The sequence below is a fragment of the Streptomyces sp. NPDC026206 genome (assembly GCF_040638465.1).
Classification (GTDB): domain Bacteria; phylum Actinomycetota; class Actinomycetes; order Streptomycetales; family Streptomycetaceae; genus Streptomyces.
The window spans coordinates 277,405-298,818 of record NZ_JBEZYL010000003.1; the positions used below are offsets into that span (position 1 = coordinate 277,405).

Consider the following 21,414-nt stretch of genomic DNA (forward strand, 5'->3'; position numbering starts at 1 on the left):
AGCCGGTGGACGATAAAGCTGCAGGTCAGGCGGGTGCGGCGGTGGGGACTGTGTGTTTGTCCACAGTGCTTTCCCCCGCGCCGTGCACAGGTTGAGGGGGGTTCTCCACAGCCTGCGGCCACTCATCCACATGCCCTGTGGATAACCAGATTGGCTGACGGTGCCCGCGGCCCTACCGTGGACCGGCGCCTGCCGTCTGTTTTCGCCCCGTCCCCGGGTGCCGCGGACCTTACGAGTTCGACACGAACTCGCCGCGAACTCGACGCGTTGTAACCGGAGTCGGGCGTCCTAATTGTCAGAGCCGTGCCGTAAGAAAGAGAAGCACGGCGAGGTCCGCGTCGCGGACGGGAGGAGGTGGCCCGGGTGAGCGTTCCCGAGCCCATGGACGACCCCTGGGGCGAGAGCGGTCCCAGCGACCGGCTCCCCTTCTCCCGTTCCCGCCGTGGCGACGGCAAGGGCCGTGGCGAGCAGCACGACCGTGGCGGCGACGACGGCGGCTCCTGGGACCGCGGCGCCGCCTTCGAGCGCGTACCGCCGCAGGACCTCGACGCCGAGCAGTCCGTCCTCGGCGGCATGCTGCTCTCCAAGGACGCCATCGCCGACGTCGTCGAGGTCCTCAAGGGCAACGACTTCTACCGTCCGGCGCACGAGACGATCTACCAGGCCATCCTCGACCTCTACGCCAAGGGCGAGCCGGCCGACCCCATCACCATCGCCGCCGAGCTCACCAAGCGCGGCGAGATCACCCGCGTCGGCGGCGCGGCGTATCTGCACACCCTGGTCCAGTCCGTCCCGACCGCCGCCAACGCCGAGTACTACGCCGAGATCGTCCACGAGCGCGCGGTGCTGCGCCGCCTGGTCGAGGCCGGTACGCGCATCACGCAGATGGGATACGCGGCCGACGGTGACGTGGACGACATCGTCAACAACGCCCAGGCCGAGATCTACGCCGTCACCGAGCAGCGCACCAGCGAGGACTATCTGCCGCTCGGCGACATCATGGAGGGCGCGCTCGACGAGATCGAGGCCATCGGTTCGCGCAGCGGTCAGATGTCCGGAGTCCCCACCGGCTTCACCGACCTCGACTCGCTGACGAACGGCCTCCACCCCGGCCAGATGATCGTCATCGCCGCCCGTCCCGCCATGGGTAAGTCGACCCTGGCGCTGGACTTCGCGCGCGCCTGCTCGATCAAGGCCGAACTGCCCAGCGTGATCTTCTCCCTCGAGATGGGCCGCAACGAGATCGCGATGCGCCTGCTGTCCGCGGAGGCGCGGGTGGCGTTGCACCACATGCGCTCGGGCTCCATGACCGACGACGACTGGACGCGCCTGGCCCGGCGCATGCCGGATGTGTCCAAGGCGCCGCTCTACATCGACGATTCCCCGAACCTGTCGATGATGGAGATCCGCGCCAAGTGCCGCCGTCTGAAGCAGCGCAGCGACCTCAAGCTCGTCGTGATCGACTACCTCCAGCTGATGCAGTCCGGCGGCGCCCGCCGGCCCGAGAGCCGTCAGCAGGAGGTCTCCGACATGTCCCGTAACCTCAAGCTTCTCGCCAAGGAGCTCGAGGTGCCGGTCATCGCCCTCTCCCAGCTGAACCGAGGCCCCGAGCAGCGCACGGACAAGAAGCCGATGGTCTCCGACCTGCGTGAGTCCGGATCGATCGAGCAGGACGCCGACATGGTCATCCTGCTGCACCGCGAGGACGCCTACGAGAAGGAGTCGCCCCGCGCGGGCGAGGCCGACCTGATCGTGGCCAAGCACCGTAACGGCCCCACGGCCACCATCACGGTCGCCTTCCAGGGCCACTACTCGCGCTTCGTGGACATGGCGCAGACCTGATCCGCGACCTTGTAGCGTCCAAAGAACACCCGGCTCCAGAGCGGGAGCACACAAAGGACGAGCTCAGGCCACCGGCGGAGTGCGCTACCGGCTTCGACAAGCCCTCCCTGCACCCGAGTTCGAAGCCCGCTACGACACGATCCCGCTAGAGGAGATCGCGAAACGCCACGGCGTCAGCAAAGGTGTCGCCGACGCACTCCGCGAGGAATACGGAATCCCCCGTCAAGAGCGCTTCCTGGTGGCGGCAGCTTCCGGACCGGGCCTCCTGCGAGTGGCTGACCGATCAGTACGTCCACCGGCGCCGAACGATCCATGACATCGCCGCCGAGACCGGCGCGAGCAAGACCACCCTCGCCCGGTGGGCGAGGGAGTACGGCATCCCTCTCCGCAGCCGCGGAGGGATGAGCCACGGCAGGGCCCTCAAGAGCATTCTGGACGATCAAGCCATCCCGCCCATCCTCAAGCCGGCTACCGGCACTCCGGGCGCCGGCCTTCGGCTCGCCCGCTTTGCCGCCGCCACCCGCTACCCCTCGATCAGATCAGCAGCACACGGCGTCGGCTTGCACTCGAACAACCTCGTCGAGCAGATCAATCGGCTTGAGCGCGACCTCGGGGCACAGCTCCTCCACCGAGCGCAGAGGAACCGCGCCATGAGGCTGACCGAGATCGGCGAACAGGTCCTCGAAGCAATCCAGGCTCTTGCCGACGTCCTGCCTGAGCTGCAGAGCGCGGAAGGCTAGGTGACGATTCCCCGCCTAGTCAGTGGCAACGAACGCTCCGTTGACGAGGACGGGGACGACATCGCAAGCGTCCAGCTCTGTCGCGATGGCGACATCGTCTGCATATCCGCTGTTGATGAGCTCTTGGCCCGATGCACAGGCCGCGACAGTGACGTCCACGTCTGTCACGCCGTCGAAAACCGCGGCCGCCATTGACGCCTCCGGCGAGAGGTGGCTCCGGCCGGATCGGCGCAATGCGGCGATCACGGCTCCGGCGCCGAGGAGATCTTCGAGCGCGGGCCTGAGGCTGCCGTCGGGCCAGCGCTCACCTGAGGCAATCACCAGTACAGGTTGCTCGGCCGTTCCATAGCCTCGATTTGCCAGCCATCGGGCGACAGCAGTTGCGTTCCTCAGTGCCCCAGCAACCACCGTCGCCTCCCCGGCCACGGCGGCGATGGTGGATCCATTAGGCGACGGGAGTACCAGTCGCGAAGCGAAGGGAGCACGTCGCAGTGCAGCTGGTGACAACGACCACGGTGACGTCTCGGTGGCCATGCTCCGCCCCACGGCCAGCTGAGCCCCCACCTTGTCAGCGAAAGCCTCAGCGGTCTCGTCACGCCAGCGATAAGGGAACACCTGAGTCCCCGCCTCGACCGCAACCGTCACCGACGTCGTGAACGACAACACGTCGACGACGACAAGACAGGCGGTGTCTTGCGCAAGAAGCTCCGCGCCGACTGGTCCCCACTCGAACCGCACCCCATGGTTTGCCTGCATGAACCAATCACTCATGAACGGAGATCATGTCAGAGCCTCCCGAGCGGATTCCCCGAGCGGATTCCCCGAGCGGGGACTGTCTCTATTGACGCTGGGGAACCCCGATGCGGCCACTGAATGGTCAAGCCACTCGGACGTTTTGCCGGTGACATCAACTTGGACGAGAGCCGGAACTTCAGGGCGTGGGATCGGGCGCTGGCGATCATCCTCTGGTACCAGACGTCGTTGTCGACGACGTAGCGCTCGCGGCGGCGTTCGTCCCGTTCCCGGCGGATGAGGCCCTGGCTTTCGAGGAACGTGATCGCTTTGGAGATGGACGCCGGGCTGACCTGGAGGCGCTGGACGAGTTCGGACGCGGTGAGGCTGCTCGCGTCGGTGGTGTAGAGGCAGGTCAGCACCCGGGACATCATCTTGGGCAGGCCCGATTGCATGAGGAGGGTGGTGAACATCTCCTCGTACTCGCGCACGGCCTCGGCGTCGCGTCCGTGGGCCTGCGGGGGCGCCTCCGGCCCTCGGGGCGCGGCCTGCCTGCGCCGGTGGGCGCGGCGTTCGGTGGCGCGGTGGGCCAGGTCGGCACGGTAGGTAGTGGGGCCGCCGTTGCGTATCACCTCACGCGTGATCGTCGAGGTGGGGCGGTCGAGGCGTCTGGCGATCTCCGCGTAGGCGAGACCGTCGGCCAGTCCCAGGCGCGATCTGCTGACGTTCCTGCTGGGTGAGTCTGCCTCCCGGCATCGCGCTCTCCTCTGGAGGTGGACGACGAAGGCACCGGCTGCCCGTGCCCGGGCTGCCAGGTCGCTGGTGTGCTCCAGGAGCCGTGCCGCGTCGGGTACCGCGCCCTCGCCGGAGACGAAGGCGGACTGGACGTCGACGACGAGCAGGGCGTGGACGGGCCGCGGTTCCTTGGTCATGCCCTCATCCTGGCCATGCGGCGAAGGCCCGGTCGATCATGGTGGTTAGGGTGCGGGCATGACTGCCTCGTACGAAGTTCCCGCCGGAGTTCCCGTGGAGGAAGCGGAGTTCGCCGGCCTGCTGCCTGCCACCCGCCGTGCCCTTCTGCACCGTCTCGCCACCGGACAAGCGGAGGGCCGTACGCCGTCTCTTGTCGGAGCGGTGATGCGGGACGGGCAGATGGTGTGGTCGGCCGGGCGGGGAGACGTCGGCGGAGAAGTGCCCGGGGCGGACACTCAGTACCGGATCGGTTCGATCACCAAGACCCTTGTCGCCGTCCTGGTCATGCGGCTGCGCGACGAAGGGCTGCTGGGCCTGGACGACCGGCTCGGTAAGCACCTCGACGCGCCCGAGGGCGGCGACGCGACCATCGCCCAGCTCCTGTCGCACACCTCGGGACTCGCGGCCGAGACGGGCGGACCCTGGTGGGAGCGCACGGACGGCGCGCTGCGCCCCGAGCTCGCCGACATCTTCGGCGAGCGCCCCCAGCGCCATGTGGCGGGGCGCCTGCACCACTACTCCAACCCCGGATTCGCGCTCCTCGGCGCGCTGGTCGAGCGCCTGCGCGGGGAGGGCTGGTACGAGGTGCTGCGGCGGGAGGTGCTGGAGCCGATCGGGATGGAACGCACGACGCTCGCGCCCCGGGCGCCGCACGCCGAGGGATGGGCCGTGCACCCGTGGGCGGACGTACTGCTTCCGGAACCCGCGGTGGACACCGGGCGCATGGCACCGGCCGGACAGCTGTGGTCCACGGCCGCCGACCTGTGCCGCTTCGCGGCGTTCCTGTCGAACGGTGACGACCGGGTGCTCACGGCGGCCACACTGGCGGAGATGCGGGCGCCGGAGACCGAGCCGCAGGGCCCGGACTGGTCCGGTGCCTATGGCCTGGGCCTGCAGCTGACGCGTCGGGACGGCCGGCTCCTCTTCGGTCACACGGGCTCCATGCCCGGCTTTGTGGGGACGCTGTGGGTGAGCCCCGAGGAGGAGGCTGCGGCCGTGGTGCTGAGCAACCTTCAGTCCCTGTTCAACACTCCGGCCATCACCGCGGACCTGCTCCGCACGGTCGCCGAACACGAACCCCGCATTCCGCAGCCGTGGCGCCCGCTCGCCGACGCGGACACGGCCTTGCTGGAGCTGACCGGGCCCTGGTACTGGGGCGCGGCCCCCTTCACGCTGCGGCTGGGCGCGGGCCGGGCGCTGCGGCTCGCGCCGCTCGGCGGGGCGGGTCGTGGGGCGGCCTTTCGTGCGGAGGACGACGGGACCTGGACGGGCCTCGACGGCTACTACGCGGGCGAGACGCTGACGGTCGTACGCGGCGCGGACGGGGCGGTGAGCCACCTGGACATCGGCACGTTCGTCTTCACGCGCGAGCCGTACGAGGCCGGGGGCGCCGTGCCGGGCGGCGTCGACACGAGCGGCTGGCGATAGTCCGATTGTCGGCATTAGCCGGAGGGTGGACGTAGAGTCGACGGAAGATCGGCGGGCGCCGGAACGCCGGCGCGATACCACCTGGAAGGCACCGTGACTGCGAACTCCGCACCGGCCCTGCTCGACCTCGCGCCCCTCGGCGCCTGTCACTTCGCGCGTATCGAGGACAAGGTCGCGGCGCTGATGCGCACCCGCGAGACGGTCGTCGCGATGCAGGGTGAGGCGCTGCTGCCGCTGGAGGCGTGCATCCGCTCGGCCGTACGGCCCGGCAGTACCGCACTCAACATCATCACCGGGCCGTACGGCGAGACGTTCGGCGGCTGGCTGCGTTCCTGCGGGGCCGAGGTGGTCTCGGTGACGGCGCCCTTCAGCGGCGCGGTCACCGCCGCGCAGGTGGCCGAAGCGCTGCGCGCGAACCCCGCCATCGACTTCGTCAGTCTCGTCCACGCCGAGGCCGCCACGGGCAACACGAACCCCGTCGCCGAGATCGGCGCGGTCGTGCGCGAACACGGCGCGCTGCTGATGCTGGACGCCGTCGCCTCCGTGGCCGCCGAGCCGCTGCTCACCGACGAGTGGGGCGTCGACCTGTGCGTCATCGGCGGCCAGAAGGCGATGGCGGGTCCGGCAGGCGTGTCGGCCGTGTCGGTCAGCGCCCGCGCGTGGGAGCGGATCGCCGCCAACGAGCAGGCGCCCCGCCGCTCGTACCTCTCCCTGCTGGACTGGAAGGAGCGCTGGATCGACGGTGGCCGTACGGTGCTGCCGCACGCTCCGGCGCAGCTGGAGATGCTCGCCCTGGAGCAGGCCCTCGACCGTATCGAGGACGACGGCCTGGACAACGTCATCGCCCGGCACCGCGCCGCCGCTGCCGCAACGCGCGCGGGTGTACGGGCGCTGGGCGCCCTCGCGCCCTATGTCGTCCGGGACGAGGACGCCGCTCCCGCCGCCACCACGCTGCGCGCGCCCGACGGTACCGACGCCCGCGACGTCGTGGCGGCCGCCCTGGCGGCCGATGCCTCGATCCCGGTGCAGGCGGCCGGTGGAGCGCTCGCCAAGGAGATGGTCCGCGTCAACCACTACGGTCTGGACGCGGACCGCGAGACCGTTCTGACCACGCTGTCGGCGCTCGCCGAAGGACTCCGGGCGATGGGCGTGCCGGTCGCGGACCGGGGCGAGGCCCTGCAGGCGGCGGGCGAGGCCTGGGACGCGGTGATCGCCGTCTGACGCGAACGGCGGGCTGCGAGCCGCCGTCGGTGCTTCTGGCGCCGACGGCGGCTTTTTTGCTCCCTATATGCGGTTGAGAGTTATTTGAGGCGGTATGGCGGTGCGGGCCCTCTCTCATACACACCAATAGAATCGGAACCCTCAGCCCGTTTCGTCATTCTGCTCCCTGGAGGCTCGCTCACATGGCACGGCGCCGGAGTCCCGCACCGCCGTCACCGGCTTCCTCGCAGCTGCGTGCCGACGCCCGGCGCAACCGGGTGCTCGTCCTGCAGGCCGCCCGATCTGCCTTCGAGGAGGCGGGGTTGGCGGTTCCGCTGGGCGAGATCGCGCGCCGGGCAGGGGTCGGCACGGGTACCGTCTACCGCCATTTCCCCACGAAAGAAGCCCTGTTCAGGGCGACGGTGGTGGACCGCGTGCGGCTCTTCACCGATGCGGCAAGGGAGTTGGCGTATGCGGACGACCCCGGTCCGGTGTTCTTCCGCTACCTGGCGGCGGTGGTGCGGCTGTCCGCGCGGAACAAGGGGCTGTGCGACGCGCTGGAAGGCAGTTTCGAGCCCTCCCCCGGAGTGGAGGACGACTTCCGCGCGGCCCTCTCCGCCCTGCTCGACCGGGCCCGACAGGCCGGCGCGGTAAGGAATGACGTTGCCATCGGCGATGTGATGAGCCTGCTCATGGGCTGTCTGTCGATGGAGCAGCGGCGGGGCCCGGGTACGGCGCCCGGCAGGCTGACCGCCCTGGCGTGCGACAGTCTCCGCCCGGGGCGGCATGTGACGAAACTGCCCCCGAATCCGGCCGTCGGCCGTAACGAAACGGCCTGCGCCGCATGCGGTGGACCGGTGCCGTCCGCTCGTACGGGCCGGCCCGCCCGGTACTGCCGCGCGGCCTGCCGGCAGAAGGCGCACCGGGAACGGGGCCGGGCCCGTACCGGATCAGAGGTGGTACTTGAAGCCGAGGTGTGAGGCCTCGAAGCCCAGCCGCTCATAGAAGCGGTGGGCGTCCACACGCGTGGCGTCGGACGTCAGCTGTACCAGCCGGCAGCCCTCGCGGCGCGAGGCGTCGACGGCCCATTGGATGAGCTGCGTGCCCAGGCCGCTGCCGCACTCGTCGGAGTGGACGCGTACGCCCTCGATCAGGGAACGCGTCGCCCCGCGCCGGGAGAGCCCGGGTATGACGGTGAGCTGCAGGGTGCCCACCGTGCGGCCGGCGCGGACGGCGACGGCCAGGTGCTGGTGGGGGTCGTCGGCGAGGCGGGCGAAGGCCGCCCGGTACGGAGTGAGGTCGTCCGGGCACTCGCGCTGGGCGCCGAGCTCGTCGTCGGCCAGCAGCGCCACGATGGCGGGAAGGTCGTCGGCGGTCGCGCGCCGGATCTCGATGTCGCTCATGTTCGGACCCTATGCGCGGCAGGGCGGTACGCCCAGGGGCCGCCGGTGAACGATCAGGAGACCGGTGCGAGGGACTCCACGGCGGCGACCAGGGGGGCCAGCTCGGCGCGGTTCGACGCTTCCCGGAGCGCTTCGCGCAGGGCGACGTCGTTGGTGGGCCGAGCGTCTGCCAGGAGGGCGCGGCCGGCGTCCGTGACGTCGGTGTAGATGCCCCGGCGGTCGGTGAGGCAGAGGTAGCGGGTGAGCAGTCCGCGGTCCTCCAGGCGGTTGACCAGGCGCGTCGTCGCGCTCTGGCTGAGGACGACCGCGTCCGCGACCTCGTTCATCCGCAGGTGGCCGCCCTGGCCGTCGTGCTGGCGGTTGAGGACGTCGAGTACGGAGAACTCGCGCACGCTCAGCTCGTGGTGGGCCTGCAGCGCGCGCTCTATGTGCACCTCGATCCGGCTGTGCAGGGCGGACAGGGCACACCAGCCCTGCGCCAGGCCGACCGGAGTGGAGTCCGGGGTGCGGGACATGGAGTGATCCCTCCTTCGAAGTCGTACGCGCGTGAGCCTTCGGTGCCGTCCGCAGAGCCGTCCGCAGAGCCGTCCGAAGCACCGTACGAACAGGATAGCTCTCCTCCGCAATAGCCCGCGCTTGCAAGTAGATGCGTCTGCAATTATTGTGGAGGCCGGTAAAGGTCTGCCGCAAAGACTTGCCCCCGACTGTCTTCCCCTGTCTGAAGGACCCCGTCATGCCTCTCGCCCTGCTGGCGCTCGCCATCGGCGCCTTCGGTATCGGCACCACCGAATTCGTCACCTCGGGCCTGCTCCCCGAGGTCGCGGACGAGTTCGGCGTGTCGATCCCCACCGCCGGCTACCTGACCACCGGATACGCCCTCGGCGTCGTCGTCGGGGCCCCGATCCTCGCCATCATCGGCAGCCGCGTCCCGCGCAAGCAGATGCTGATGGCCTTGATGGGCCTGTTCGTCGCGGGCAACGCCCTCTCGGCGGCCGCCCCCGTCTTCGGGGTGATGCTCGCCGGGCGCATCGTCGCCTCGCTCGCGCACGGCGCGTTCTTCGGCATCGGCGCGATCGTCGCCGCGGGGCTCGTCGCCCCGCAGAAGAAGGCCGGGGCGATAGCCATGATGTTCACCGGCCTGACGGTCGCCAACGTCGTGGGCGTGCCCCTGGGTACCCTCATCGGCCAGAACGTGGGCTGGCGCGTCACCTTCTTCATCATCGCCGGTCTCGGAGTGCTGGCCGTGCTCGGCATCGCCGCGCTCGTACCGAAGCAGCCGCGCCCCGAGCGGTCCCGTGTCTCCGGTGAGCTTGCCGCCTTCCGCAACCCCCAGGTCCTGCTGGCCATGGCGATGACGGTCCTCGGCTTCGGCGGCGTGTTCACCATGAGCACCTACATCACGCCGATGATGACCGACGTCGCGGGCTTCGCCCCGTCATCCGTCACCTGGCTGCTCGTTCTCTTCGGCCTCGGACTGGTCGGCGGCAACCTCATCGGCGGCAAGTACGCCGACCGCGCGCTGATGCCCATGCTCTACACGGCCCTCGGCGGCCTGGCGATCATGCTCGCCCTGCTGCCCCTCACCGCGCACGACAAGATCGCGGCCGCTGTGACCATCCCGCTCATCGGCGCCTTCGGCTTCGCGACCGTCCCGCCGCTGCAGAAGCGGGTCCTCGACCAGACGGCCGACGCCCCCACCCTCGCCTCCGCCGTCAACATCGGTGCCTTCAACCTCGGCAACGCCATAGCGGCCTGGCTCGGCGGCCTGGTGATATCGGCCGGCTTCAGCTACACGGCGCCCAACTGGATCGGCGCCCTGATGGCCGCCGCGGCGCTGCTCCTCGCCCTCGTGTCCGCGGCACTGGAGCGGCGCACGGCCCGGGGCGGACGGGTTGCCGTAATGGGCCCGGCGCCCGTGACCACCGGGGCGGAGGCCGTGCCGGCCGGCCGCTGAGACCCGCGCCGGTACCTCCCCCGGCTCCCTGTCCTCCCTTCCCTCTCCGCCCTTCCAGCGGAAACGCACGGAACGGGACCGCGGCCACGCAGCCAGCGACATCCACCGGCCGCGCAACCAGCGACATCCGCCGGGGCGACCAGCGACATCCACCGGGCACGCGATCCCGCAAGAACGCACCACAGCAAGGAGCCACCACCCCATGACCGACCTGACCGCCAACACCCCGGTTCTTCCGCTCACCACGGACGAGGCGGACGCACTCGTCGTCGCCGCCCGTCGCGCCGCCGAGGAGCAGGGCATACGCACCGCCGTCACCGTCCTGGACGCGGGTGGTCATCTGCTGGCCTTCCGCCGCGACGACCGGGCCCTGCTGATCGCGGGCGAGACCAGCACGCGCAAGGCGTTCACCGCGGTGCAGCTGGGAACGCCCACCGTGGACCTGGTGGATGCCGTCCAGCCGGGCGGGCTCTTCCACACCCTGCCGACCGCCCTCGACCGGCCGCTGCTCTTCATCGCCGGAGGTGTCCCGCTGCACCGGGACGGCCGGCTGATCGGAGCGGTCGGCGTCGGTGGCGGGGCGCCCGAGCAGGACCACCGCATCGCGACGGCGGCCATCGAGGAGGTGCTGGGCGGCTGACGACCGCCCGGGGGAGTGACCGCGGGGCGTACTCGTCCCGCGGGTACGCCTAGGCTCGGCGGTCATGAGCAGACTGCACTTGTTCGACCTCGACGGAACGCTGATCCACGGCTCGGCGGCAGCGGTCGAGATATCCCGGCAGCTGGGGCTGGAGCCGGAGATCGGCGAGCTGGAGAGGGCGTTCGCGGCGGGGACGCTGGCGCCACCGCGGTTCGCCGAGCTGGCGGTGGAGCTGTGGGGAGAGCTCACCGAGGCCGAGGTGGCCGCCGCCTTCGAGGGCGCGCCCTGGCTGGCCGGCATCCGGGACGTCTGGGCGGACATCCGGGCGCGGGGCGAGCGGTGCGCCGTGATCTCCCTGTCGCCCGGTTTCTTCGTGGAACGCCTGCTGGACTGGGGAGTCGACGCGGCCCATGGCTCGCTCTGGCCGTCCGTGCCGTTCCGGGATCCGGTGGATCCGACGGGAATCCTCGACGCGGCGGCGAAGGTGCGGATCGCGGACGAGCTCTGTGCCCGCTTCGGGCTGAGCCGTGCCGACTGCGTGGCGTACGGGGACTCGATGTCGGACGCGCTGCTGTTCGCGGCGGTGCCCGTGTCGGTGGCGGTGAACGCGGATCACCATGTGCGGGACATCGCCTCGCACCAGTACACGGGGCTCGACCTACGTGAGGCATACGAACGGATCAGCGGGCCAGCCTAGCCCCAACGAGGGCCGTATCGCACGGACTTCCGGTGAAAGGGTGGGTGGCGGCGCCAGGGGTGGCATGCTGCGCGTACCGGAACACAGCGACTCACAGCAGAGCGGGGAATCGCGGGTATTTCCGTCTCCTTCGGCGGAAGCGCGCGGTCCGACCGAGAGATGTTCGAGGCGAGGCAACCATGAACGCTCCGACCACCCCATCGGCCGACGGAGGTTCGTCCGGCGAGGACGTCGGGCGCCCCGCTGCCAGGCCCGTGGCTCCGGAGCCCCCGGTCTCCCCCGCAGCGCATCGGCCCCCCGAGGCGCAGGGGCCCCGGGCGTTACCGGGGTCGCGTTGGCAGCCCCTGGCCTACCAGGAGCGGGAGCAGCACTACCGCCCCGCCGAGGAACCGCCCGCCCGGCCCGCCCGGCACCGGGCGGAAGCGGACCCCGGCCATGCGGCGCCTGGCCTTGCGGACCCCGGCCAGCCGGGGCCTGGCCTTGCGGCGTCCGGCCATGCGGCGCCCGGCCGGAATCCTGGCCATGTGGCGCCTGGCCCAGGTGACCCCGGCCAAGCGGACCCCGGCCATGCGCTGCCCGGCCGGGTTCCCGCCCACGCGCTCGGTCGGCCGCCCGCGGCGCCTGCCGGCCGCCCCGCGTCGCCCTCCCCCGACGCCGTGCTGGTCCGCCGCACCATGGCCGAGATCGAGCCGGTCGCCGACAAGGCCACGTCGTACTTCTACGCGCTGCTGTTCATCCGCCACCCCGACCTGCGCGCCCTCTTTCCCGCTGCCATGGACGTCCAGCGCGACCGGCTCTTCAGGGCACTGCTGACCGCCGCGGAGTACGCCGACGATGCCACCACGCTCACCGCGTACCTCTCCCAACTCGGCCGCGGCCACCGTAAGTACGGCACGCTGCCCACCCACTACCCCGCCGTCGGGGAGTGCCTGATCGGCGCGCTCTCCCGCTACGCGGCCGAGACCTGGAGCGAAGAGACGGAGGCCGCGTGGGTGCGGGTGTACACCGCGGTCTCGCAGATCATGATCGATGCCGCCGCCGAGGACGAGCGGATGTCTCCCGCCTGGTGGCAGGCGGAGATCGTCGGCCATGAGCCGCGCACGCCGGACATCGCCGTCGTGACCTTACGGCCCGACCAGCCCTATCCCTTTCTCGCCGGCCAGTACACGAGCGTGGAAACGCCCTGGTGGCCACGTGTCTGGCGGAACTACTCCTTCTCCTGCGCCCCGCGCGAGGACGGCCTGCTCTCCTTTCACGTCAAGGCCGTACCGGCCGGCTGGGTGTCCCGCGCACTGGTCCACAAGGCCCGGCCCGGCGATGTGATCCGGCTCGGTCCCCCCACCGGTTCGATGACCGTCGACCACAGCACCGACAACGGAATGCTGTGCCTGGGCGGTGGTACTGGCATCGCCCCCATCAAGGCGCTCGTCGAGGACGTCGCGCGGCACGGCCGCAGCCGTCCCGTCGAGGTCTTCTACGGCGCCCGCCACAACGACGACCTCTACGACATCGACACCATGCTGCGATTACAGAAGACGCACCCCTGGCTGTCCGTCCGTCCGGTCGTCTCCGACGGTCCGACCCTCGGACTGAGCGGACAACTCCCGCAGGTCGTGCGGAAGTACGGCCCATGGAACGCCTACGACGCCTACCTCTCCGGACCCCCCGGAATGATCCGCAGCGGTGTGGACACCCTGGTCGGCATAGGCATACCGTCCCACCGCATACGACACGACTCGCTCGATGAGCTGGCGGCGTCGGCGTCAGCGATGGGCTGAGGTGCCGGACCGAGCCGGCTGACAAACGGCGACAGGCAAGACGACAGGCAGAAGCAACAGGCAGAAGCAACAGGCACCGGCAAAGGCACGCGCACGCGCACACGCACACAGAAGCGACGGTCCGATCCGGACGGGTGGTCTGATGACGGCGGCGACGAACCGAAGAGGTCCGGCAGCGGAGCCGGCGGAACCATCGGAGCCCCTGCCTCCCGGGCACCGTCCCGGCAGCGACGGTGAGCACCTGCTCCAGCAGCGGCTCGGCACGTCCGACCGTGCGGACCGCTTCTACGGCGACCAGGTGCTGCCCCATGTCAACGCCCGCATGCGCGAGTTCGTGGCCCGGCAGGAGATGTTCTTCCTGGCCACGGCCGACCGGCGCGGCGAGTGCGACAGCACCTTCCGGGCCGGCCCGCCCGGGTTCCTGCGGGTACTGGACGACCGGACGCTCGCCTATCCCGAGTACCGGGGCAACGGTGTCCTCGCGAGCCTCGGCAATATCGAGGAGAACCCCCACATCGGCATCCTGATGATCGACTTCTTCCGGGACCGGATCGGCCTCCACATCAACGGCCGTGCCCGCGTCGTCGACGACACCGCTCTGCGCGCGGGCCACCCCGGGCTGCCCGTCGACGACGTACCCGGCCGCCGGGCGGTGGTGTGGGTGGAGGTCACGGTCGAGGAGGCGTACATCCACTGCGCCAAGCACATCCCGCACCTGCGGAAGGTGACCCGCGACCCGGGCCGGGAGGACGACGGCCGCGCCTGGGGAACGGACGACACCAGGCGCAAGGGCGGCGACTTCTTCGGTGCCGCCGCCGGCACTCCCTGAGCGGCGCCGGCACGGTCCGCACGACGGTTGCGCTCAGCCGAGGTCGGGCGCGAGCAGGGCCTTGACGCCCTCGATGTTCTCGCGCAGGTACTCCCGCAGGGAGGGCGGTACGACCTCCACCGAGTCGATTCCGGCGCGGGTGAAGGGGATGCGCACCACTTCGTACGTACCGACCGGCTCGTCCACCTCCGGGCCGTGGCGCAGTGACAGGTCCATCGACGCCAGCCGGCAGACGAAGAAGTGCTGGACCTTCACGCCGTGGGCGGCATGGTGCAGCGAGTGCGAGACGGTGTCCACGAAGGCGGGCACCACGTCGATGACCTTGGCCCCGAGCTCTTCGTCGACCTCGCGGTGGAGGGCGGCGACGACGGTGGTGTCCTCCGGTTCGACGCCGCCGCCGGGGGTGATCCAGTACGGCTCCTCACCGGGCTTGGTGCGCTTGATCAGGAACATCTCGAGCGCATCGGAGCCGGGCTCGCCGTCGAGCAGGATGGCGCGTGCGGTGCGTTTGACCACTGGCCGTTCGGTCATAGGGGACATCTGCCGCGCGAGCCCCCTGGCGAAACCCCTTGTCACCAGGAATCGGCGGCGCGCAACAACCACTCGTGCGCCCGGGCGAGATGCGGATGGGCGAGCGTCCCGGCCCGTACGAGCAGGAAGTAGGTGCGCAGCGGCGGCACCGGCGGATCCAGGAGCGTGACGATCTCGCCGGAATCCAGGGCGTCACCGCACAGATAGCGGGGCAGGACGCCGACCCCGGCGCCCGCCGCCACGGAGGCGAGTACGGCGCGCAGGTCGGGGACGATGACGGAGCCGGCGGCCAGGGGTTTGGAGTCGAAGACGGCGGACCAGTAGCGGGAGACGAAGGGCAGGCTCTCGTGCACCTCGACCACGGGCAGGTGTTCCAGGGCCGCTATGCCCTTGTCGCGGATGACGGCCGCGCCGCCGAGGCGGGCCGCCCAGCGCGGGGCGGCGACCAGGACGTGTTCCTCGTCGCAGAGCGGGGTGGCGGTCAGCAGTCGTCCGCGTGGGCGTGAGGTGGCGATGCCGAGGTCGTGGTGGCCGGCGGCCAGGCCCTCGAAGAGCTCCTCGGCCATGCCGTGGGCCGCGCGCACGGTGAGGCCCTGAGCGATCAGCGGGGTGAGCGCGGGCAGGGCGCGCAGGGCGGTGAACTCGGGTGGGCCGGCCAGGTGCAGGGTGCGGTTGGCCCACTGCTCGTCGAGGTCGGCCTCGGTGATCTCCAGCAGGGCGTCGACGTGCGGGGCGATCTTGTGGGCGAGCTCGTCACCGATGGTGGTGGGGCGCACTCCACGTGCCAGGCGGAGGAAGAGGGGGCGGCCCAGTTGGCGTTCCAGGGTCCTTATCTGGCTGGTGACCGCGGGCTGGGAGAGACCCAGGAGCGTGGCGGCGCGGGTGAAGGAGCCGGCCCGGTGCACTGTGACGAATGTGCGTAAAAGGGCCAGATCCATGCCATCTCCCCGGGTTCGCCGCCACCCATCGTAGGGGGAACTATAAATAAGTCGATAGGGCGGTGCCGCCGGTGTGATTGGACACTGACGCAGAGTCAACTAGCCTTGGTCGCGCGGTGCTTCGCGCGGTTCTTACGCGCGTGGAGCCGTGGCGGCTCGAGCCAAGAGGGGGGAGGCTCGAGCCGTCCTTGTGCCACGCTCCGGTCAGTGCCCGTCGGCCGTGCCCACGTGCCCGTGGCGGCTGGGCCGGGTCAGTCGTTCTCGTCCGGCAGGATCACATGCATCGCCCATGCCACGATCGAGATGATCACGCCGCCCACCAGCGCCGACCAGAAGCCGTCCACATGGAAGGCCAGGTCCGCTCTGTCCGCCAGCCAGGAGGTCAGCAGCAGCATCAGGGCGTTGATCACCAACGTGATCAGGCCGAGCGTGAGAATGAAGAGCGGGAAGGACAGCAGCTTCACGACCGGCTTGACGATGAAGTTGACCGCGCCGAAGACGAGCGCGACGAGGAAAAGCGTGACCACCTTGCGGGCGGTGTTCTCGCCGGACAGTGTGATGCCCTTGAGCAACCAGATGGCTACAGCCAGGGCCGCCGCATTGGCGATCGTCTTGACTACGAAATTCTTCATGGTGAGATCGTTGCAGACGCGCGCGGCCGATGAAGATCGGTGCAATGGGCATCACGGGCACAGTGAGGGGTGAAGGGCGCATGAAGGCGTTCCGGCTGGATGAGCTGGAGGTGGAGCGAGCCGCTAACGACGGCGCGTATCTGCAGTTCCTGCGGGAGCGGAACATGTCCGTCGGCCTCTATGCGCTGAACGCCGGCGAAAGCGATCCGCAGGGACCGCATGCCCAGGACGAGGTGTACGTGGTGATGAGCGGCCGGGCGTCGATCACGGTCGGGCCGGAGACCACGCAGGTGGGCCGGGGCAGCGTGGTGTACGTGCCGGCGGGGGCGACGCACAGGTTCCATCACATCAGCGAGGATCTCCGGGTCCTGGTCGTCTTCTCTCCCCCCGAGAGCTGAGCCGGGCAGCCTCCGGCATCCCGTAGGGGGACGGTCAGGGAAGGACGAGGGCTGCGGAGTCCCCGCCGGCCCACCTGCCCGGCCTAGCATCGAGGGCAGGCCGGGGCATTCCGCCCCGGGCGGCCGGTGACTCATGGTGCTGCATTCGCACGCCGGGTCACGGTGGCCGTGACGTGACAAGGCCGTGTGAAAGCACGCGCGAAGCGGAGAGCAGGGGTCGAGATGGCTGAGAAGGGGATATTCGAAGGACTGCCGTGGTGGGTGAAGTGGATCGCCGTGCCGGTTCTCGCGCTGGTGGTCTTCGGCAGCCTGATCATGAGCGTGCTCGGCTTTGTCATCAGCCTGCTCTTCAAGGCGCTGCTGCTGGTGGCGCTCGTCGGTGGCCTGGTCTTCGTCGTCAAGAAGTTCACGTCGTCCTCGTCGTCGAGGGGCGACTGGTAGGAACCGGCCGACCCGGGCGAAAGGGGGAACGCCCGGGAACGTCCCACCGGCAGGCCGCGTCGCCCACGCCGTCGGCCGGTGTCCGCTCGGTCAACTCAACGAAGCGGAAGGCCGGGAGTTATCTCTCCCGTCAACATCTCTCCACCATCTCGCCGTCAACTTCGACGCCAGGCCCGCTGCCCAAACGGTAATCCGTGTGCCCTCGGCCTACTTTGGCCAGTTCTCGGCCGTTCCGTGCCATCAAATCCCACGTTACGACTCCATGGAGTAGTCGAGTCGCTACGCTCCAGAGTCGGCGAGCTCGTATGCTCACCCTCGGTCTCCATGAGTAACTGGAAAATCACTCCTTGTGATCCACTGGGCGTTCTTGTCAGACTATGGCGTCATTGGGGCCATCAGGCTTCAATCCCTGCCAAACCGACGAAGACGGGGCATTGGGCGATGCGCGACACAGTTCAGGCAGAAGTGGTCATGACCTTCCTCGTGTCCGAGGAGCTGTCCTTCCGGATCCCGGTGGAGCTGGGCTACGACAGCAGCGATCCCTACGCCGTGAAGTTCACCTTTCACCTCCCTGGCGATGCCCCGGTGACCTGGGCCTTCGCGAGGGAGTTGCTGCTCGACGGGCTGAGTCAGCCCTCCGGCGAGGGCGACGTGCACATCGCCCCCGCCTCCGCACAGCACCTGTCGGATGTCTTCATCCGGCTGCAAGTGGGCGGTGAAGGCGCCCTGTTCCGGGCGGGTGCCGCGCCGCTGGTGGCCTTCCTCGACCGGACCGACCGCGTCGCCCCGCTGGGCGAGGAGCGCTCGGTCGCCGACTTCGACTACGACCTCGCCGCGGCGCTCGACAGCATCCTCGCCGGCAACCCCGAGGGTCAGAACGCCGGTTAGCAGGCCGCGGTCAGCGGGCTCCCGGGCCCGGTGCGCCGCCGTCCTCCTCGATCGGTACGCGCTCGGTACGCGGTGCCGCACTCCGCGGCGCGGACGCCGGAGTGCTCACCGCCGGACCGCTGCCGCCCTTCTCGTCAGTGGCTTTGTCGACACTGTCACCCTTCCCGCCCATGCTCGACCGGGCGCCCGGCCCGTCGGCCGTGCCCATGGTCGCGAGCAGCTGCCGCGCGAGTCCCAGACCCGTTCCTCCCATCGTCAGCGCCTTCGCGAACAGGTCGGACATGCCGTCCGCCCCGTTCAGCAGCACCATGTGGTCCACGTTCCCGAACGCCTGAGCCCCGGCCCGTACGATCTCGGGCCACTGCTCGGCGAGTTGCTGGGCGACGACCGCGTCCTGGTTCTCGGCCAGCGCCGCCGCCCGGGCCTTGATGGCCTCGGCCGCGGCGAGGCCGTTCGCCCTGGCCGCCTCGGCGGCAGCCAGGCCCTTGGCCTGCGCCGCCGCGGCCTCGGCCTCCCCCGTGGCGCGGGTCGCCGCCGCCGAGGCGGCGGCGCGGGCCCTGGTGGCCTCCGCCTCGGCTGCGGCTGCCGTCTTCACCCGTGTCGCCTCGGCGGCCGCAGCCAGCTCCGTCTCCTTGGCCTTGGCCTGCGCCGCGGAGATGCGGGCGTCACGCTCGGCCTCGGCCAGCGTCCGCTTCTCGTACGCCGCGGCGTCGGCGGGCTTGCGCACATCGACCTGGAGCTGCTGCTCCCGGCGCTGGGCGGCCAGCTCGGCGACCCGCGTCTCCTGGACCACGACCTCCTGCTGGGCCGCCGCCTCGGCGAGCGGGCCGGCCTGGCGGGCCTTGGCGGCCGCGCTGTCCCGCTCGGCCTGGTAGCCGGCCTGCAGGATCTCGCTGTCACGGGTCGCCTGGGCCATCCGGCCGGCGGCCTGCTGCTCGGCCTCGGTGGCCAGCCGGTCCGCCTCCGCCTGTGCGATCCGGGCGTCCCGCTGGACCGCGGCCGCGTGCGGCGCGGACAGGTTCCGGATGTAGCCCGTGGGGTCCTGGATCTCGTGGATCTGAAGCGAGTCGATGATCAGGCCCAGCTTCTCCATCTCCGTGCCCGAAGCGGCCCGGGTCTCGCCCGTCAGCCGCTCCCGGTCGCGGATCATGTCCTCCACGGTCAACCCGCCCACGATCGAGCGCAGATGGCCGGCAAAGACGTTGTGCACGCGCTCCGGCATGAACTTCTGCTGGTCCAGGAAGCGGCGGGCGGCGTTGGCGATCGAGACGAAGTCGTCGCCGACCTTGAAGATGACCACGCCATGCACCTTGAGTGGAATGCCCTGTTTCGTCACGCAATCCACATTCAAGTCCGCCTCGTTGAGGTCGAGTGACAGCTTTCGCACCACCTGCACCCCCGGCAGCACGAGCGTCCCCCGCCCCGTGACGATCCGGAAGCCCATTCCCTCCTCCAGGCCCTCCGTGCGGTGTTTGGAGCCGGAGATGACCAGGGCTTCGTTGGGCTCGGCGACCCGCCACATGAGCTTGAACAGCCCGATCAGGACGCCGGCCGCGACGAGTACGACCCCCGCCACGATGCCGATGAACATGCGTTGCCCCCCTTTTCGGCTCGCGATGAGCCGTGCGATCAAGAAGCGTGCGCCCGGGCGCACCCGGGTGAAACGCCGGAACCCCCCCTTCTGGATCTTGAACACCCGGTATCGGCACCGGACATCACCTCAGCACGGGATCACATTCCCACCGGACATCACCGGTCCATTGCGGCTCAGCTGTAGGCCGGTGTGACATAGACCGTGCGCGGCGGCAGATATTCCACGACCAGGACGACCGTGCCCCGCTCGATGCGCGCGTCCCCCTCCGCCGCGTAGGCCAGGAACGCCTCGGCGCCGCCCCGCACGCGCACCATCACCTCGCCGACCAGGCCCGGGCCGACCGTCCCCGTCACTCTCCCCAGCTCACCGATCACGCCCGGCCCCCCCCCGGTTTCCTCACTTCGCGCGGCGGCGCCTGCCGCCACGCGCCCTGGCTCTCCCCGTGCTCGCATTGTGCCGGTCGGCACTGACAACGAGCGCTGCCAGCAAGGTCGTCACCGGAACCGAGGCCACCAGCCCGATGCTGCCCACCAGCGTGCGAACGATCTCCTCGGCGACGATCTCGCTCGTCGCCACCGTCCCCACCCCACTGTCCGCGATGGAGAACAGCAACAGCAATGGGAGCGACGCTCCGGCGTAGGCCAGAACCAGCGTATTGACCACCGAAGCGATGTGGTCCCGCCCGATCCGCATGGCCGAGCCGTACAGTTTGCGCCAATTCGCGGCCGGGTCGGCTTCCTTCAGCTCCCACACCGCCGAGGTCTGCGTCACCGTCACGTCGTCGAGCACACCCAGCGAGCCGATGATGATTCCGGCCAGCAGCAGGCCGCGGATCTCGATCTGCGGGTACAGGCCGTGCACCAGGCCGGTCTGGTCGTCCGTATTGCCCGTCAGGTGCGCCCACTCGATGAACAGCGACCCGAGCAGGCCGATGACCAGCAGGGACATCAGGGTGCCCAGAACCGCCACCGACGTCCGGGCCGTGACCCCGTGGCACATGTAGAGCGCGATCAACATGATCGCGCTGCCGCCGACCACGGCGACCAGCAGGGGATTGGAGCCCTGGAGGATCGCCGGCAGGATGAACAGCGTCAGTATCCCGAAGCTGATCACCAGGGCCACCAGCGCGAAGATCCCGCGGAGCCGTCCCACCACCACGACCGCGACCGCGAAGATGCCCGCGAGCAGCATCATCGGCATGGTCCGGTCCACGTCCGTGACCGAATAGCGCAGATTCTCCGGGGCCTTCGGCGCGTACGCCAGGATCACCTTCTGCCCGACGTCGTAGCGACGGGAAGCGTTCGGCTGCACGACCTCCGTGAAGGTTTTCCCCTTGTCCGGGCCCGAGGCGACCTCGATCGTGGCCTTTTCGCACGGTCCCTCCGCCGGGGGCGGCGCCCCGGGCGGTGCCTGCTGTTGCTGGGGTGGCCGGCCGCCCGGCTTGGGGCAGTCGAACTCCTCGATCTTCACCACCCGACCCGACTCCGTCTTCTGGTCGAGGCCCAGCCCGGTGGGCTGGTGCGGTGGCGCGCCACCCGGCCAGAGGACTATCAGGCCGGTCACCACCGCGACGGCGAAGGGGATGAGCACGGCCGCGATCACCTTGCGCAGATGTGCCGAAACGGGCTTCGCAGGGCCGTGGGAATGGCTGTGGGAGTGCCCGTGGCCATGGCCGTGGGAGTGGGGGGCGGGGGGAGTGCGGTCAGTGGGGGTCACCCCCCGATCATCGCAAGCCCCCCTGGCAGGCCCGCAGCGGAAGGCGCTAGCGTGGTGCCAC

23 protein-coding genes and 2 pseudogenes are annotated in these 21,414 nt (G+C 70.1%); 13 read left to right on the top strand and 12 right to left on the bottom strand.

Features of this window, described 5'->3' with window-relative positions:
* Nucleotides 1–363: 363 nt before the first annotated feature.
* Nucleotides 364–1,842, top strand: coding sequence for a replicative DNA helicase (gene dnaB, locus AB0F13_RS07620; protein WP_362076741.1), 1,479 nt, complete (start codon nt 364–366; stop codon nt 1,840–1,842).
* A gap of 182 nt (nt 1,843–2,024) precedes the next feature.
* Entirely contained in the window at nt 2,025–2,582 is a 558-nt protein-coding gene (locus AB0F13_RS07625; protein WP_362076744.1) for a LysR family transcriptional regulator, read from the top strand.
* A 15-nt stretch (nt 2,583–2,597) separates the two neighbouring features.
* Here AB0F13_RS07625 and AB0F13_RS07630 read toward each other — a convergent pair whose 3' ends face one another.
* From AB0F13_RS07630 to AB0F13_RS07645, 4 genes and pseudogenes are all read right to left on the bottom strand, one after another.
* Nucleotides 2,598–3,353 (bottom strand): 2-phosphosulfolactate phosphatase, encoded by a 756-nt coding sequence (locus AB0F13_RS07630; protein WP_362076747.1) that lies wholly within the window; start codon nt 3,351–3,353, stop codon nt 2,598–2,600.
* Between the two features lie 14 nt (nt 3,354–3,367).
* Nucleotides 3,368–3,787 (bottom strand): MarR family transcriptional regulator, encoded by a 420-nt coding sequence (locus AB0F13_RS07635; protein WP_362077203.1) that lies wholly within the window; start codon nt 3,785–3,787, stop codon nt 3,368–3,370.
* Between the two features lie 84 nt (nt 3,788–3,871).
* Nucleotides 3,872–3,991 (bottom strand): annotated as a pseudogene (locus AB0F13_RS07640) (MarR family transcriptional regulator); the annotation flags it as partial.
* Nucleotides 3,992–4,120: 129 nt separating this feature from the next.
* Nucleotides 4,121–4,246, bottom strand: a pseudogene (locus AB0F13_RS07645) (cysteine hydrolase); the annotation flags it as partial.
* Between the two features lie 58 nt (nt 4,247–4,304).
* Here AB0F13_RS07645 and AB0F13_RS07650 point away from each other — a divergent pair.
* The 3 genes from AB0F13_RS07650 to AB0F13_RS07660 all read left to right on the top strand — a co-directional run bounded on the left by AB0F13_RS07650 (nt 4,305) and on the right by AB0F13_RS07660 (nt 7,894).
* On the top strand, nt 4,305–5,714 hold the full coding sequence (locus AB0F13_RS07650) for a serine hydrolase domain-containing protein (RefSeq protein WP_362076750.1): 1,410 nt from the start codon (nt 4,305–4,307) through the stop codon (nt 5,712–5,714).
* 93 nt (nt 5,715–5,807) lie between these two features.
* A complete protein-coding gene (locus tag AB0F13_RS07655) occupies nt 5,808–6,935 on the top strand; it encodes an aminotransferase class V-fold PLP-dependent enzyme (RefSeq protein WP_362076753.1) in 1,128 nt (375 codons plus the stop codon).
* 182 nt (nt 6,936–7,117) lie between these two features.
* Nucleotides 7,118–7,894 (top strand): helix-turn-helix domain-containing protein, encoded by a 777-nt coding sequence (locus AB0F13_RS07660; RefSeq protein WP_362076756.1) that lies wholly within the window; start codon nt 7,118–7,120, stop codon nt 7,892–7,894.
* Here AB0F13_RS07660 and AB0F13_RS07665 read toward each other — a convergent pair.
* Nucleotides 7,865–8,317 carry a GNAT family N-acetyltransferase gene (locus AB0F13_RS07665; protein ID WP_362076759.1) on the bottom strand — a complete coding sequence of 151 codons (453 nt, stop codon included), beginning with the start codon at nt 8,315–8,317 and terminating at the stop codon, nt 7,865–7,867. The genes AB0F13_RS07660 and AB0F13_RS07665 overlap by 30 nt on opposite strands.
* 53 nt (nt 8,318–8,370) lie before the next feature.
* Entirely contained in the window at nt 8,371–8,832 is a 462-nt protein-coding gene (locus tag AB0F13_RS07670; protein WP_362076762.1) for a MarR family transcriptional regulator, read from the bottom strand.
* A 218-nt stretch (nt 8,833–9,050) separates the two neighbouring features.
* Between AB0F13_RS07670 and AB0F13_RS07675 the strand changes: the two genes are divergently transcribed.
* The 5 genes from AB0F13_RS07675 (at nt 9,051) to AB0F13_RS07695 (ending at nt 14,215) form a co-directional block, all read left to right on the top strand.
* Complete coding sequence (locus AB0F13_RS07675) at nt 9,051–10,271, top strand: MFS transporter (RefSeq protein WP_362076765.1); 1,221 nt, start codon at nt 9,051–9,053, stop codon at nt 10,269–10,271.
* Between the two features lie 202 nt (nt 10,272–10,473).
* Nucleotides 10,474–10,911, top strand: coding sequence for a heme-binding protein (locus AB0F13_RS07680; RefSeq protein ID WP_362076768.1), 438 nt, complete (start codon nt 10,474–10,476; stop codon nt 10,909–10,911).
* A 64-nt stretch (nt 10,912–10,975) separates the two neighbouring features.
* Nucleotides 10,976–11,608 (top strand): HAD-IB family phosphatase, encoded by a 633-nt coding sequence (locus AB0F13_RS07685; RefSeq protein ID WP_362076771.1) that lies wholly within the window; start codon nt 10,976–10,978, stop codon nt 11,606–11,608.
* Between the two features lie 524 nt (nt 11,609–12,132).
* Nucleotides 12,133–13,386, top strand: coding sequence for a globin domain-containing protein (locus AB0F13_RS07690; protein ID WP_362076774.1), 1,254 nt, complete (start codon nt 12,133–12,135; stop codon nt 13,384–13,386).
* A gap of 142 nt (nt 13,387–13,528) precedes the next feature.
* A complete protein-coding gene (locus AB0F13_RS07695; protein ID WP_362076777.1) occupies nt 13,529–14,215 on the top strand; it encodes a pyridoxamine 5'-phosphate oxidase family protein in 687 nt (228 codons plus the stop codon).
* Between the two features lie 33 nt (nt 14,216–14,248).
* Here AB0F13_RS07695 and AB0F13_RS07700 read toward each other — a convergent pair whose 3' ends face one another.
* From AB0F13_RS07700 to AB0F13_RS07710, 3 genes are all read right to left on the bottom strand, one after another.
* The gene (locus tag AB0F13_RS07700) at nt 14,249–14,746 is read right to left on the bottom strand and encodes an NUDIX domain-containing protein (protein ID WP_362076780.1); all 498 of its coding nucleotides are present in this window, start codon (nt 14,744–14,746) and stop codon (nt 14,249–14,251) included.
* Nucleotides 14,747–14,787: 41 nt separating this feature from the next.
* Nucleotides 14,788–15,684 carry a LysR family transcriptional regulator gene (locus AB0F13_RS07705; RefSeq protein ID WP_362076783.1) on the bottom strand — a complete coding sequence of 299 codons (897 nt, stop codon included), beginning with the start codon at nt 15,682–15,684 and terminating at the stop codon, nt 14,788–14,790.
* A gap of 251 nt (nt 15,685–15,935) precedes the next feature.
* Complete coding sequence (locus AB0F13_RS07710; protein WP_362076786.1) at nt 15,936–16,316, bottom strand: phage holin family protein; 381 nt, start codon at nt 16,314–16,316, stop codon at nt 15,936–15,938.
* Between the two features lie 80 nt (nt 16,317–16,396).
* On the opposite strand from AB0F13_RS07710, the gene AB0F13_RS07715 reads away from it, so the two are divergent.
* From AB0F13_RS07715 to AB0F13_RS07725, 3 genes are all read left to right on the top strand, one after another.
* Nucleotides 16,397–16,714: a cupin domain-containing protein gene (locus AB0F13_RS07715; RefSeq protein ID WP_362077206.1), complete on the top strand. Its 318-nt coding sequence runs from the start codon at nt 16,397–16,399 to the stop codon at nt 16,712–16,714.
* 222 nt (nt 16,715–16,936) lie between these two features.
* Nucleotides 16,937–17,155: a DUF5326 family protein gene (locus AB0F13_RS07720; RefSeq protein ID WP_362076789.1), complete on the top strand. Its 219-nt coding sequence runs from the start codon at nt 16,937–16,939 to the stop codon at nt 17,153–17,155.
* Between the two features lie 441 nt (nt 17,156–17,596).
* On the top strand, nt 17,597–18,043 hold the full coding sequence (locus AB0F13_RS07725; RefSeq protein ID WP_362076792.1) for an SsgA family sporulation/cell division regulator: 447 nt from the start codon (nt 17,597–17,599) through the stop codon (nt 18,041–18,043).
* A 10-nt stretch (nt 18,044–18,053) separates the two neighbouring features.
* On the opposite strand, the gene AB0F13_RS07730 is transcribed toward AB0F13_RS07725, so the two are convergent.
* From AB0F13_RS07730 to AB0F13_RS07740, 3 genes are all read right to left on the bottom strand, one after another.
* Nucleotides 18,054–19,634 (bottom strand): SPFH domain-containing protein, encoded by a 1,581-nt coding sequence (locus tag AB0F13_RS07730; RefSeq protein WP_362076795.1) that lies wholly within the window; start codon nt 19,632–19,634, stop codon nt 18,054–18,056.
* A gap of 176 nt (nt 19,635–19,810) precedes the next feature.
* The gene (locus AB0F13_RS07735; protein ID WP_362076798.1) at nt 19,811–20,011 is read right to left on the bottom strand and encodes a hypothetical protein; all 201 of its coding nucleotides are present in this window, start codon (nt 20,009–20,011) and stop codon (nt 19,811–19,813) included.
* A gap of 22 nt (nt 20,012–20,033) precedes the next feature.
* Entirely contained in the window at nt 20,034–21,353 is a 1,320-nt protein-coding gene (locus AB0F13_RS07740; protein ID WP_362076801.1) for a YibE/F family protein, read from the bottom strand.
* Between the last annotated feature and the right edge of the window lie 61 nt (nt 21,354–21,414).